The organism is Streptomyces morookaense (genome assembly GCF_013030945.1).
Lineage (GTDB): Bacteria > Actinomycetota > Actinomycetes > Streptomycetales > Streptomycetaceae > Streptomyces > Streptomyces morookaensis.
The window spans coordinates 26,764-40,708 of sequence record NZ_JABBXF010000029.1 but is presented as its reverse complement, the minus strand read 5'-3'; the positions used below and the strand labels follow the sequence as shown (position 1 = coordinate 40,708).

At 72.3% G+C, this 13,945-nt stretch carries 11 protein-coding genes; 6 read left to right on the top strand and 5 right to left on the bottom strand.

Annotated features, from left to right (window positions below):
- Positions 1-190: 190 nt before the first annotated feature.
- Positions 191-2,845 (top strand): bifunctional acetaldehyde-CoA/alcohol dehydrogenase, encoded by a 2,655-nt coding sequence (gene adhE / locus HG542_RS13905; protein ID WP_171081176.1) that lies wholly within the window; start codon positions 191-193, stop codon positions 2,843-2,845.
- Positions 2,846-2,921: 76 nt separating this feature from the next.
- Here the strand turns inward: adhE and HG542_RS13900 are convergent, their stop codons facing one another.
- Positions 2,922-3,881 carry an Acg family FMN-binding oxidoreductase gene (locus HG542_RS13900; RefSeq protein WP_171081174.1) on the bottom strand — a complete coding sequence of 320 codons (960 nt, stop codon included), beginning with the start codon at positions 3,879-3,881 and terminating at the stop codon, positions 2,922-2,924.
- A 253-nt stretch (positions 3,882-4,134) separates the two neighbouring features.
- On the opposite strand from HG542_RS13900, the gene HG542_RS13895 reads away from it, so the two are divergent.
- From HG542_RS13895 to HG542_RS13875, 5 genes are all read left to right on the top strand, one after another.
- Complete coding sequence (locus tag HG542_RS13895) at positions 4,135-4,860, top strand: response regulator (RefSeq protein ID WP_171081172.1); 726 nt, start codon at positions 4,135-4,137, stop codon at positions 4,858-4,860.
- A 327-nt stretch (positions 4,861-5,187) separates the two neighbouring features.
- A complete protein-coding gene (locus HG542_RS13890) occupies positions 5,188-6,411 on the top strand; it encodes an arginine deiminase (protein ID WP_171081170.1) in 1,224 nt (407 codons plus the stop codon).
- Between the two features lie 40 nt (positions 6,412-6,451).
- A complete protein-coding gene (gene argF / locus HG542_RS13885) occupies positions 6,452-7,453 on the top strand; it encodes an ornithine carbamoyltransferase (protein WP_171081169.1) in 1,002 nt (333 codons plus the stop codon).
- A gap of 23 nt (positions 7,454-7,476) precedes the next feature.
- Positions 7,477-8,430: a carbamate kinase gene (locus HG542_RS13880; protein ID WP_171081166.1), complete on the top strand. Its 954-nt coding sequence runs from the start codon at positions 7,477-7,479 to the stop codon at positions 8,428-8,430.
- Positions 8,427-9,950, top strand: a complete 1,524-nt coding sequence (locus HG542_RS13875) for a YfcC family protein (protein WP_171081164.1) — start codon at positions 8,427-8,429, stop codon at positions 9,948-9,950. Before HG542_RS13880 ends, HG542_RS13875 begins: the two co-directional genes overlap by 4 nt.
- A 66-nt stretch (positions 9,951-10,016) precedes the next feature.
- Here the strand turns inward: HG542_RS13875 and HG542_RS13870 are convergent, their stop codons facing one another.
- The 4 genes from HG542_RS13870 to HG542_RS13855 form a co-directional block, all read right to left on the bottom strand.
- Positions 10,017-10,736 (bottom strand): thioredoxin domain-containing protein, encoded by a 720-nt coding sequence (locus HG542_RS13870; RefSeq protein WP_171081162.1) that lies wholly within the window; start codon positions 10,734-10,736, stop codon positions 10,017-10,019.
- Positions 10,733-12,121: a protoporphyrinogen oxidase gene (gene hemG, locus HG542_RS13865; protein ID WP_229922714.1), complete on the bottom strand. Its 1,389-nt coding sequence runs from the start codon at positions 12,119-12,121 to the stop codon at positions 10,733-10,735. Before hemG ends, HG542_RS13870 begins: the two co-directional genes overlap by 4 nt.
- Before the next feature lie 64 nt (positions 12,122-12,185).
- On the bottom strand, positions 12,186-12,404 hold the full coding sequence (locus HG542_RS13860) for a hypothetical protein (RefSeq protein WP_171081160.1): 219 nt from the start codon (positions 12,402-12,404) through the stop codon (positions 12,186-12,188).
- Between the two features lie 16 nt (positions 12,405-12,420).
- A complete protein-coding gene (locus HG542_RS13855; RefSeq protein WP_171081159.1) occupies positions 12,421-13,617 on the bottom strand; it encodes a TIGR04053 family radical SAM/SPASM domain-containing protein in 1,197 nt (398 codons plus the stop codon).
- Between the last annotated feature and the right edge of the window lie 328 nt (positions 13,618-13,945).

The following is a 13,945-nucleotide window of genomic DNA, read 5'->3' as shown; positions in this document are numbered from 1 at the left end:
CGGGCCGGGTGGTCCACGGACGGCCCCCGGCGACGGACCACCGGGCCCCGACCGGGGACCTTCGGACCACCGGGCACCGGAGGGGCGTGCGCAACGCTGGGGGCGCGGGCGGTGACCGCCGAGGCACACCGCCCGGAACAGCCGCGCCGGACGTCTCCGGCAGCGCACTTCCGACGACGGAGAGCCCACCATGAAACGACAGGACACCGGACGACGAGCCGCCGGCAACGCGCCCTCCGACACGGCGATCGCCGTCGACCGCCTGGTCACCAACGGACTGAAGGCCCTGGCGGATTACGAGTCCTTCACCCAGGAACAGGTGGACCGCATCGTCGCGAAGGCCTCGGTCGCGGCCCTCGACCAGCACACCGGCCTGGCCCGGCTGGCGGTCGAGGAGACCGGCCGGGGCGTCTTCGAGGACAAGGCCGCCAAGAACATGTTCGCCTGCGAGCACGTCACGGACAGCATGTCCCGGATGAAGACCGTGGGCGTCATCGCCCGCGACGACACCGACGGCATGACCGCGATCGCCGAACCGGTGGGCGTCGTGTGCGCGGTGACCCCGGTCACCAACCCCACCTCCACCACCGTCTTCAAGGCCCTCCTCGCGCTGAAGACCCGCAACCCCGTGGTCTTCGCCTTCCACCCCTCCGCCCAGCGCTGCAGCGCCGAGGCGGCCCGCGTCGTACGGGACGCGGCCGTCGCGGCGGGCGCCCCCGAACACTGCGTGCAGTGGATCGAGGCCCCGTCCATCGAGGCGACCGGCGAACTCATGAACCATCCCGGAGTCGCGCTGATCCTGGCCACCGGAGGCAACAGCATGGTCAAGGCCGCCTATTCGGCGGGCAAGCCCGCCATCGGCGTCGGCGCCGGCAACGTTCCCGCCTACGTGCACCGCAGCGCCGATCTGCGCCGTGCCGTGAACGACCTGGTGCTGTCGAAGTCCTTCGACAACGGCATGATCTGCGCCTCCGAACAGGCCGTCATCCTGGACACGGAGATCTACGACGAGGCGCTCGCGGAATTCCGCACGCTGCACGCCCACGTGGCCAGCGCGGAGGAGAAGCGGAAGCTGGAGGCCTTCCTCTTCCCCGTCTCGCCGGCCGGCGCCGACGGCACCCGCGTCAACCCCGCCGCGGTGGGACGGAGTCCGGCATGGATCGCCGGACAGGCGGGCTTCACCGTCCCCGCGGACACCTCCGTCATCCTCGCCGAGGCCGGCCGCGTGGGCCCCGACGAGCCCCTCACCCGCGAGAAGCTCTGCCCGGTGCTGACCGTGCTCCGTGCGGGCTCGCAGCACGAAGGCTTCGACCTGGCCGCCGACATGGTCGCCTTCCACGGGCAGGGCCACAGCGCGGTCATCCACACCGGCGACCCGGCACTGGCGGAGGAGTACGGCCGCCGTATGAAGACCGTGCGCATCATCGTCAACGCCCCGTCGTCGCAAGGAGCGATCGGCGGCGTCTACAACCAGCTGCTGCCGTCGCTGACCCTGGGCTGCGGGTCGTGGGGACACACCTCGGTCTCCGACAACGTCTCCGCGGCGAACCTGCTGAACATCAAGCGGGTCAGCGCCCGGCGGAACAACCTCCAGTGGTTCAAGGTGCCGCCGAAGATCTACTTCGAGCCGCAGGCCATCCGCTACCTCGCCGCCATGGCCGGGGTCCGCAGGGTCACCGTCGTCACCGACGCCACCATGACCCGCCTCGGCTACGTCGACCGCGTCAACCGCGTGCTGCAGCACCGGCCCGAACCGGTCACGGTGCAGATCATCGACAACGTCGAACCGGAGCCCAGCATCGACTCCGTCCAGCGCGGAGCCCGCCTGATGCGCGAGTTCCGCCCGGACACCATCATCGCCCTGGGCGGCGGCTCGCCCATGGACGCGGCCAAGGTCATGTGGCTGCTGTACGAACAGCCGGACGTCGACTTCTCCGACATGCGGCAGAAGTTCTCCGACATCCGCAAGCGGGCCTTCCGCTTCCCCGAACTCGGCAAGCGGGCCCGGCTGGTGTGCATCCCCACCACCTCCGGCACCGGCGCGGAGGTCACCCCGTTCGCGGTCATCTCCGACCCGGCCACGGGCCGCAAGTACCCGCTGGCGGACTACGCGCTCACCCCGAGCGTCGCGATCGTCGACCCGCTGCTCACCAAGGACCTGCCCCCGGCCCTGGCCGCGGACAGCGGCTTCGACGCCCTCACCCACGCCACCGAGGCGTATGTGTCGGTCTACGCCAACGACTTCACCGACGGCCTCGCCCTGCACGCCATCCGGCTGATCTTCGACAACCTCGAACAGGCCGTGAACGACCGGGCGGCACAGCCCGTCGCGCGGGAGAAGGTCCACAACGCGAGCACCATCGCCGGCATGGCCTTCGGCAACGCCTTCCTCGGCATCGTCCACGCCATGGCCCACACCCTCGGCGCCACCTTCCACGTGGCGCACGGGCGCACCAACGCGATCCTGCTGCCGCACGTCATCCGCTACAACGGCACCGTGCCCGGCAAGCTCACCGGCTGGCCCAAGTACGAGAACTACCGTGCCCCGCAGCGCTTCCAGGACATCGCCCGGATGCTGGGTCTCCCGGCGGACACCCCGGAGGAGGGGGTGGCCTCCTACGCCGCCGCGGTCGAACGGCTGCGGGACGCGGTCGGCATCGAACCCTCCTTCCGCGCCGTCGGCATCGACGAGACCGTCTTCACCGGTGCACTGCCGCGCCAGGCCCTGAACGCCTTCGAGGACCAGTGCGCCCCCGCCAACCCCCGCATGCCGATGCTCGACGACATGCAGGAGATCATGCGGACCGCCTACTACGGAGCTCCCCGGACGACGCCCGCGGAGTGAGAGCGTCCACCAGGCCGGCCGGTGGTGTCCGTCGCCCCGCACGCGGCGACGGGCACCACCGGCCTCTCCCGCTCCCTCACACCGGCCCGACCCGCGCACGCGGCGTCCGGCCGCCCTCGGGCCCGTAGCCGAAGCGGACCAGGAACTGCGGGTACCGCGACCGCCGCCGCATCAGGCGCTCGCGGAGATCCGGCCACTCGAGTGCCTGGTGCAGCGCGGAGGTCCGCACGCCGCGCGCGGTCGCCACCAGGAGCATGCGCTCCAGCGCCTGCCCGGCCCGGAGCCAGTCCACCGGCCGGTCGTCGGGCGTCCACAGCAGCGCCAGCTGCGCATGGCGCTCGAAACGCAGGGCGGGCAGGCGGGGGGTGCCCGCGGCCCCCGTGAAGTCCCGGATCGGCATCCGCTGCGCGGTGTCCCAGGAGCCCAGTGCCGTGACCGGCACGCCGTACGGCCCCGCCCCGGACGGGACGACCCACGCCCGGCTCTCCGCGATGCGCCAGCGGTCGGCGTGGTTGCGCCGCTCGGCCTCGGCGGTCAGGCCCAGCAGGGCCTTGGTCTCCACGATGCCCGGAAGGTGGACCTGGGCGCCCTCCGCACGCACGGCGGAGGCCATCGCCGCCACCACCGGCTCCGCCACGGGACGGCCCGTGAACGGCAACCTGCTGGTGTGCCGCCGCGCAATGGCGTCGTACAGGTCCGCACAGCCGGAGCCGGTGCCCCGGGCGGCCGACAGGCGCACGGTGGCGAGGAGTTCGGGATCGTCCCCCTCCGGAAGCAGGTGCACGTCCGGTTCCCAGCCCAGGTGCGCGGCCGCCACCCGGAGGTTGAACACCGCGGCCCCCACGGAGAGATGCAGGGCCCGGCGCACCGGGTCCGCCAGCGGCAGCGAGCGCCGCAGCGCGGCACGGACCTCCACGGCGGGGGTGTCCGGATCCAGCCGGAACCGCCACGGCTGGGAATTGTGGATCGATGGCGCGGCCACCGCGGCGGAGACGAGCGTCTCGACGGCGGCGGCGTCGATGTCCGGGACACGCATCGCAGTCCTTCCTTCCTGGGCCGTGACGGCCGGTACGGGTGCTGCTCCCAGACTTTGCCGACGGGCGCGCTCCGGACCATGGTCCAGGGGGCCCGGAGGGCCTGGAGACCGGCCCTGATCTGCACAGGGAGACGCGGGAAGGTCTCCCGGCCCGGGCGGGAGGGCCGGTCGGCCCATGCCGCGGGTTCCGGCGGCGGGACAGGATGAGGCGGGTCCCGCCCCACCGGGACGGTCAATGAGTACGGAGCACGTCATGACGGTCGACAGCACAGCAGGGACCGGCGCGCAGGCGCCTGTCACGGTCTTCCTCCTGGACGACCACGAAGTGGTGCGGCGGGGCATCCACGACCTGCTGTCGGCCGAGCCCGGCATCACCGTGATCGGCGAGGCGGCCACGGCCGCGGACGCGCTCGCCCGCATCCCCGCACTCCGCCCCCGGGTCGCCGTGCTCGACGTCCGTCTGCCCGACGGCAACGGGGTGGACGTCTGCCGCGAACTCCGCTCCCGGATGCCCGGACTCGCCTGCCTGATGCTGACCTCCTTCGACGACGAGGAGGCCCTGCTGGACGCGGTCCTGGCCGGGGCCGCCGGCTACGTCCTCAAGCAGATCAGCGGCAACGACCTCGTCGGCGCCGTGCGCGTCGTCGCCTCCGGCAAGTCGATGCTCGACCCCGGCACCACCACCCGGCTGATGGCCCGGCTGCGCGGTGAGCACCGACGGGAGGAAACGGAACGGGACCTGCCCGACCTCAGCGAGCGCGAGCTGGAGATCCTGGCACTGGTGGGAGCGGGCCTGACCAACCGGGAGATCGGCCAACGGCTCTATCTCGCCGAGAAGACGGTGAAGAACAACGTCTCCCGGCTGCTGGCCAAGCTGGGCGTGGAGCGCCGGGTGCAGGCCGCCGTGATCGCCACCCGGCTGCCGGAGGCCGGCGGGGGACGGCCCGCACGTCCCGTGCTGCCCCGGCAGCGCGGCTGACCCGACGGCCGGTTCCCCGGCCACGGCTCGACGAAGAGGCGCCTCGTGCGCCTCTTCGCGCTGTCCTCTGTGGCGGGGCGTCATTTCCGCCGCCGGTGCGGCACATGGGCCGAAAGGTCCCGGCCATGTGGCTGAACAGGTCCCCCGATGGGTACCGGCCAGGCCCCCACCGGGGCCCGTTCGCCGCCCGGTTCGGGTGGTGCCGGTGTGACACGGTTCAAGTGTCAGCCGGAAACAGCCCTTTCAGGGGCGGATTCCGGACCTCCGGAGGGCGAGCGCATCCGACGCACCGGAGCCGACGCCCGTCGCTCCCGTTCCAGGAGAGCCATGAACTTCCACGTCGATTCCGAGGCCGGCCGGCTGCGTCAAGTGATCCTGCACCGGCCCGACTTGGAACTCAAGCGCCTGACCCCCACCAACAAGGACGACCTCCTCTTCGACGACGTGCTGTGGGTCAAGCGGGCCCGCGAGGAGCACGATGCCTTCGCCGACACCCTGCGCGACCGCGGCGTACACGTCCACTACCTGGCCGAACTGCTCACCGAGACACTGGCCGTTCCGGCCGCCCGCGACCTCGTCCTCGGCCGTGTCTTCGACGAGCGGGACTTCGGCCCGCTGGCCACCGACCGCCTGCGCACCGCCTTCGACGCCCTCGCACCGGCCGAGATGGCGCAGCACCTGATCGGCGGCATGACCAAGCGCGAAGCGGTGCACCGCCTCGGCGCCATCCGCAGCGTACGGCTGCACACCCTGGCACCGGACGACTTCGTTCTCGCCCCGCTGCCCAACCATCTCTTCACCCGCGACACCTCCTGCTGGGTGTACGACGGCGTGAGCGTGAACCCTATGAAGAAGCGCGCCCGCCGCCGCGAGACCGTGCACTTCGAGGCGATCTACCGGCACCACCCGCTCTTCGAGAAGCAGGAACACCACCTCTGGTCCGGTGGCCAGGCCGACCACCCGTCCACGATCGAGGGCGGCGACGTCCTCGTCATCGGCAACGGCGCCGTCCTGGTCGGCATGAGCGAACGCACCACCCCGCAGGCCGTCGAGGCCCTGGCCCTGCGGATGTTCGCCGCCGGCTCGGCACGCCGCGTCGTGGCCCTGGAGATGCCCAAGAAGCGCAGCTTCATGCACCTCGACACCGTGATGACCATGGTCAGCGGCGACACCTTCACGCAGTACGCCGGCCTCGGCATGCTGCCCTCCTGCACCATCGAACCCGGCACGGACGGCGCCAGGCTGACCATCACCGACCACGCCCCGCAGGACATGCACCACGCCGTCGCCGACGCACTCGGCCTGTCCTCGATCACCGTGCACACGGCGACCCAGGACATCCATTCCGCCGAACGCGAGCAGTGGGACGACGGCTGCAACGTCCTCGCCGTCGAACCCGGCGTCGTCGTCGCCTACGAGCGCAACGTCACCTCCAACACCCACCTGCGCAGGAACGGCATCGAGGTCATCACCATCCGCGGCAGCGAACTCGGCCGCGGCCGCGGCGGACCGCGCTGCATGAGCTGCCCCATCGAGCGCGACGCCGTCTGAACGCCCCTTACCGGTACCGACTTCTCAAGGAGACACCGTCATGGCCCTCAACCTGCGCCACCGCAGCTTCCTCAAGGAGACCGACTTCACGCCGGCCGAACTCCGCTTCCTGCTCGACCTGTCCGCCGAGCTGAAGGCCGCCCGCCGCGCGGGCAGCGAACAGCAGAGACTGCAGGGCAGGAACATCGCCCTGATCTTCGAGAAGACCTCCACCCGCACCCGCTGCGCCTTCGAGACCGCGGCCCACCAGCAGGGCGCCCACGTCACCTACCTGGAGCCGTCCGGATCGCAGATCGGGCACAAGGAGTCCATCAAGGACACCGCGCGCGTCCTCGGCCGGATGTACGACGGCATCGAATACCGCGGCAGCAGCCAGGACATCGTGGAGCAACTGGCCGACTACTCGGGCGTGCCCGTGTGGAACGGCCTGACGGACGAGTGGCACCCCACCCAGTCCCTGGCCGACGTCCTGACGATGTGGGAGCACACGGACAAGCCCCTGCACGACGTCTCCTTCGCCTACCTCGGCGACGCCCGCAACAACGTCGGCAACTCCCTGCTGGTCGCAGGCGCCATGTTCGGCATGGACGTCCGCATGGTCGGACCCGAGAGCCTGCGCACCGCGCCCGAGGTGGAGAAGGAGGCCCGGCGCATCGCCGAGACCACCGGAGCCCGGATCACCCTCACCGAGAACCTCGAAGAAGGCGTCGCCGGCGCCGACTTCCTCTACACCGACGTGTGGGTGTCCATGGGCGAGCCCAAGGAGATCTGGGACGAGCGCATCACCCTGCTCAAGCCCTACCAGGTGACCTCGGAAGTGCTCGCCGCCACCGGCAACCCGCGGGTGAAGTTCCTGCACTGCCTGCCCGCCTTCCACGACGCCGGGACCACTGTCGGCGCCGACGTGCTGGCCCGCACCGGCATGACCGCCCTCGAAGTCACCGACGAGGTCTTCGAGTCCGCGCACTCCATCGTCTTCGACCAGGCCGAGAACCGCGTGCACACCATCAAGGCCGTCCTCGTCGCCACCCTCGGCCACTGACCACCGGCACACAGGAGAGAACCATGCGCGTCGTCGTCGCCCTCGGCGGAAATGCCCTGCTCCGCAGGGGAGAATGCCCCGACGCAGCCGTGCAGCACGCCAACGTCAGGGCGGCCGTGGCCGCCCTGGCCCCCCTGGCCCGCGAGCACGAACTCGTCATCACCCACGGCAACGGCCCCCAGGTCGGCCTGCTCGCCCTGCAGAGCGCGGCCGACCGCTCCCTCACCTCCCCCTACCCCTTCGACGTCCTCGGCGCCGAGACCCAGGGCATGATCGGCTACTGGCTGCTGCAGTCCCTGCAGAACGCCCTCCCCGGCCGCCAGGTCTGCGCCCTGCTCAACCAGACCCTCGTCTCCGCCGCCGACCCCGCCTTCGCCGCCCCCACCAAGTTCGTCGGCCCCGTCTACGAACGCGAGGAGGCCGAACGCCTCGCCGCCGAACGCAACTGGACGGTCAGGGCCGACGGCCCGCACTGGCGCCGGGTCGTACCGTCCCCCGACCCCCAACGCGTCGTCGAGACACGGCTGATCCGCCTCCTGCTCTCCTCCGGAGCGGTCGCCGTCTGCGCCGGCGGCGGAGGCGTCCCCGTCATCCGCGACGACCAGGGCCGACTGACCGGCGTGGAAGCCGTGGTGGACAAGGACCTCACCGCCTCCCTGCTCGCGGAGGCGCTCGACGCCGACGCGCTGCTCCTGCTGACCGACGTGCCCCAAGTCGTCCGCGGCTACGGCACTCCCGAGGCGGAACGCATCGGCCGCACGACCCCCGCCCGGCTGCGCGCGGAACAGTTCCCGGCCGGATCCATGGGACCCAAGGTGGAGGCGGTATGCCGGTTCGTGGAACTCACTGGAGGCTTTGCCGCCATCGGCGCCCTCGCCGACGCACCGGCCATCCTCGACGGCACCGCGGGCACCCTTGTCACGCCCAGCGGCCGCTACCCGGAGGACGGCAACGACGATGCGGAGGACCGGTCATGACCGCCACCGCCTCCGCACCGGCCCCGGCGGGCCCGGACGGGGAACCCGGGCCGGGCCGGCCACGGCGCGGAATCCGCTTCCCCTCGGCCTACACCGTCCTGGCCGCGGTGACCGTCGCGGTCTGGGGCCTGACCTTCGTCATCCCCCCGGGCCGCTACGACACCGAGGACGGCGCGCCGGTCCCCGGCACCTACCACTCCGTGGAACTGACCCAGGGCTTCGGGAGCCGGCTCAAGGACCTCTTCCTCTCGCCCGTGAACGGCCTGTACGGCGTCACCGACGCACACTCCGGACTCACCGCACCGGGCGGCAACGGCCAGTTCGCCGGCGCGGCAGGGGTGTTCCTGTTCGTCCTCGCCGTCGGCGCCTTCATCACCGTCACCCTGCGGACCGGCGCCCTCACCAGCGGCGTGGCCCGGCTCGCCGCACGGCTCCGCCGCCACCGGACCCTGCTGCTCGTGGTGCTGCTGACCCTCTTCTCGCTCGGCGGCACCACCTACGGCATGGCCGAGGAGACACTCGGCTTCTACGGGCTGATGATCCCGCTCATGCTCAAACTCGGCTACGACCGGATGGTCGGCGCCACCGTCATCATGGTCGGCGCCGGAGTGGGCACCCTCGCCTCAACCGTCAACCCCTTTGCCACCGGCGTGGCATCCGACAGCGCCGGCATCGGCACCGGGGACGGCATCGTGCTGCGCCTGCTGATGTGGGCCGTCCTGACCGCCGTCGCCGCGGTGTACCTCGTGCGCTACGCCGACCGCGTGTTCGCGGACCCCTCGCGCTCCCTGATCGCACCGACACCCGAGGACGAGGAACTCAAGTCGGCGGGCGGCACCGCGGGCCCGCTCCCGGCACGGCAGCGGCTGGTGCTCGCGGTCTTCGGGGCCACGTTCCTCTTCATGATCTTCGCGGTGATCCCCTGGGCCGACTTGCACGTCACCTTCCTGCCCACTCTGGGCTGGTACTTCCCCGAACTCGCCGCCCTGTTCATCGTCGCCGCCGTCGCCGTCGGCCTGATCGCGGGACTCGGCGAGAAGGGCACGGCGAACGCCATCGTCGCGGGCGCCGGGGACTTCATCGGGGCGGCTCTCATCATCATGCTGGCGCGCGGTGTCACCGTCATCATGAACAACGCCAGCGTCACCGACTCCATTCTCGACGGGCTGCACAGCGTGGTCGCGGGCACGTCGTCGGGCTTCTTCGCCGTGCTGATGTTCCTGGTCAACATGCCGCTGGCCTTCCTGGTCCCCTCCTCCTCGGGGCATGCGGCCCTGGCCATGCCCATCCTCGCCCCGCTCGCCGACTTCGCCGGCGTGAGCCGGTCCCTGGTCGTCACCGCGTACCAGTCGGCGTCGGGCTGGGTGAACCTCGTCACCCCGACGTCCGCGGTCGTGATGGGCGGCCTGGCCCTGTCCAAGGTGCGCTACGACCGCTACCTGCGCTTCGTGGCACCGCTGATGGGCATCCTGCTCGTCGCGGTGACGGGGTTCATGGTTCTCGGCGCGGTCGTGATGTGACGGGGACGCGCACAGCATGCCGACGGCCCGCGGGTTCACCACCCGCGGGCCGTGAGTATCTTCCGGTCAGGAGGCTTTTCCGACCAGCTCCGTGAACTCCGCAGGCGTGACGGAGGAAGTGCCGTCGCCGGACAGCACGTTCAGGGGCCGCCCGTCGAGCTTGACGACGGGCGTGCCCTTCTCGCCGCTCTTGTAGAAGGCGGATGACACCTTCTCCGCCCATGGCATGTACGTGAGTTCCTTGACGGCCTTGTTGAAGGCGGGCGTGCGCAACCCGTGGACCTGGTCGGCCAGCTCCAACAGGGTCGCGGTCGAACCGAACGTGTCGTCCTTCTCGTCGTCCGGCTGGTGGGCGAACAGGGCGTCGGCGTACGCCATGAACTTCTCGGGGCTCTCGTTCACCGCCGCCCCGAGCGCGTTGAGGGCACGCTTCGATCCCTTGCCGCCGAGGGCGCCGTCCAGGAACGTCGCGAAGTGGTATTCGATCCTGAGCGTCTTCTTGTCGGCGAGTTCCTTGAAAGTCTTTCCGAGCCCTTTCTCGACGACGGCGCAGTACGGACAGCGCGGGTCGAGCCAGACGGAAAGGGTGTGCCCGGCATCGGCTTCGCCGTAGGGGACGACGGTGCCGCCCTCGCCGGAGGTGTGTGCGGGGGCGGCGGCGGGCAGTTCGGCGGCCGCCGGCCTCCCGGCCGTGCGGCCCAGGTACCAGCCGGCGCCTGCCGCCAGCACGAGGGCAGCGGCGGTGGCACCGCCGAACCGTGCGTATCCACGGGACTTGGCGTTCATCGGCTGCTCCGCCGGGGGTGCCCCAGCGTGCGCAGGGCGGCGTCCCGCGCCCCCGCGACACAGGCGGCGACGCCCACGCCCTCGTACGCGGCCCCGCACACCTCCAGGCCGGGCAGGCCGGCCACGGCGCCGCGGATCGTGCGCACCCTGTCGAGGTGTCCCACGGAGTACTGCGGCAGCCCCCGCGCCCACCGTGAGACGTGGAAGTCGACCGGGCGGCCCAACGGGCCCAGGATGTCGGACAGTTCGGCGAGGCAGACGGCGGCCAGCTCGCCGTCCTCCCGGCCGAGCAGGGATTCCTCGCCCAGCCGGCCGACGGAGGCGCGCAGTACGAACGTTCCGGGGAGGGCCTCGGCGAGCCAGTGCCACTTGTTGGTGAGGAAGGTGGCCGCCTTGACGGCCTTGCCCTCGACGGGCGGGACGAGGAAGCCGTTGCCCCGGGGCACGCCGGCCGGTATCCGCGAGCGCTCGAAGGCCAGGGTCACCAGCGCCATGCTCGCGTGCTCGACCGCGCCCAACTCGCGCGCGGCCACGGGCGCGTGCGGCCGCAGCAGCGGGGCGGCGGCGTAGGCCGGGGCGGCCAGGATCACGGAGTCCGCCTCCAGACTGCACGGCGCGGGGCCGGAGAGGACCACCCGCCAGCCGTCGGGCGTGCGGTGCAGCTCCCGCACCCGGGTCCGGGTGAGCACCCGTGCCCCGCAGGTGTCGGCGATGGCGCGGGGCAGCCGCGCGAGGCCGCCGCGCAGCCCCTGCATAACGGCGGGCGGGGCCCCCGTCCGCGACTGCGCACCGGACCGCAGGGCGGTGAGCAGCGAACCGCCGCGGGCGGCGATGTTCGCGACCCCGGGCAGCGCGGCGCGCAGTGAGATCCGGTCCGCCCGCCCCGCGTAGATCCCGCCGAGCAGCGGCTCGACGAGCCGGTCCACCACCTCCTGGCCCAGCCGGCCCGCGAGATACGCGCCGACGCTCGTGTCGCCGTCCAGGGGCGCGGAGGGAAGCTCCTCCTCGTGCGCGAGCCTGGCCAGGCCCTCGGCGGACAGGAGGCCGGTGTCCCGGAGCGCCGTGAGGTCCGTGGGTATGCCCATGACGTGGCCCGCGGGCATCGCGCGCAGCGTGCCGCGCGTCCACATGGTGACGGGAGCCCGCGCGGGTGCGACGAGGTCGTCGCCGAGTCCGACGGCCTCGGCGAGGTCCACCGCCTCCGGGCGCAGGGCCAGCATCGCCTCCGCGCCGTCGTCGACGGGGACGCCGGCGACGGTGCCGGAACGCAGGATGCCGCCCGGCAGCGGGCCGGACTCCACGACGGTGACCTCGGCCTCGGACCTGAGGTACCACGCCGCGGTCAGGCCGCTGATGCCGCCGCCGATGATGATCACTGATTGCACGAGGCCTCCTGGCCGGTCGGTTCGGTTCGGATGTCGGTGGCGGGAGGGGTCCCCGCGCGGGGCGTCAGGTGGGCGGCAGCCCGGTGGCGAGGAGAACCGCTCCCCGGGAGCCGACCAGAGAGGCGACCGCGAGCGCCCGGGCGGTCCCCGGCCGGCCGCGGGAGTATGCCCGGCCGTGGAGGGCGGCTGCGGCCGACACCAGCCGGACCGTGTTCCACCGCTCGTCCGGTTGCCGGGTGTGCAGCAGGGCCCGGTCAGGGGCGTCGAGGGGCGACGTTCTCATGGTGCGCGTTCCTCGCTCACCCTGCCGCGAGCAGCAGCTGAGCCACTTCCTGCCGGTGGGGGAAGGAGCCAGGGCGGTAACCGCACCAGGGCTCCTGGGCGTACGGGTCGCCGGTGGCGGCGTAGGCGCGCGAGCGCGAACCCCCGCAGACCGTGCGGAATTCGCACCGGCCGCACCGGCCGCCGAGCCGGTCGGGATCGCGCAGGCCGGTGAACAGTTCGGAGGTGCGGTAGATCTCAGTCAGCGGCTGGGCACGCACGTTGCCCGCGGCGAGCGGCAGGAAGCCGCTCGGGTGCACGGTGCCGGTGTGGGAGACGAAGGCGAACCCCCGGCCGGCGTTGACGTCCAGCGGGGGACGCCGGGAGTGCCGCGAGGCGACGTCCAGCCCGAGTTCGGCGGCGCGCTCGCGCAGCTTCTCGTACAGCGGGCCGAGCCTCAGGGCCGCGACGTGGTCCTCGCCCTTGGCCGCCAGCACCGCGCGCTGCAGGGCGACGCGGCGGAAGTGGTGTGCCTCGGTGGTCTTGGCGGGAACCGCCGGCCCCACGTCGTGGACGAAGTTCAGGACGTCCTCCGCCTCGCGGGGCGTGAGCGCGTCCAGCAGCCGGCCGCGTCCGGTGGGCACCAGGAAGAACGCGCTCCACAGCATGGCCCCGTGCTCGCGCACGAGTGCCACGATGTCCGGCAGGTCGAGCAGGTTGTGGCGGGTGACCGTGGTGTTGATCTGCACCTTGAGCCCCAGCCGACGGGCCGTGTCCCAGGCGTCCAGCGTCCAGTCGTACACGCCGGGCACCCCGCGGAAGGTGTCGTGCAGCGCCGCGGTCGACCCGTCCAGGCTCAGCGAGAGCCCGACGGCCCCCGCGTTGCGCACGGCTCGCAGGTTCTCGGGGGTGAGGGTGGGTGTGCCGGAGGGTGCGACGGCGACGTGCAGCCCGGACAGGGTGCCGTAGGCGATCAGCTCCAGGAGGTCGGGCCGCTGGAAGGGGTCGCCGCCGGTGATCACGAACAGGGGCGCCGGCCGGCCGAACGCGGCGACCTGGTCCAGCAGTTCCTTGGCGGCGGCCGTGTCGAGTTCGCCGGGGTCCCGGTCGGGGACCGCCTCGGCCCGGCAGTGACGGCAGGCGAGCGGACAGGCCCGGGTGGACTCCCAGATGACGATGAACGGCCGGTCCGTCACGTCCCGGCGCACCGAGCGCACCGGTCGGCGGGCGCTCATCGCGGCCACCGGCCGTGACCGGCCGCCCGGGAGTCGGCATGGCCCGGGCGGACCGGTCGGTGACCGACGGGAGGTGCCGCGTGGCGTGCCGCGTGCGGTGCCCGCCCGGGCGGTGGTGAGGGGGAGTGGCCGGGCCGGCGCTGCCTGCGGTCGTACACGAGAACCTCCGTATCGGTTGCCGCCCAGCATGCGGTGTCCGGGTGCCCTCGGGCGGCGGCCGAGCGGTCCCTCTCCCGGGCCGTTGGTCCCGTGCCGGGCGCCGTTTCCCGGGCCGTGCGGCCACCCGGACAGGGACCCTTTGCCCCGCCTTGTCCGCTTCCTTCTCGCC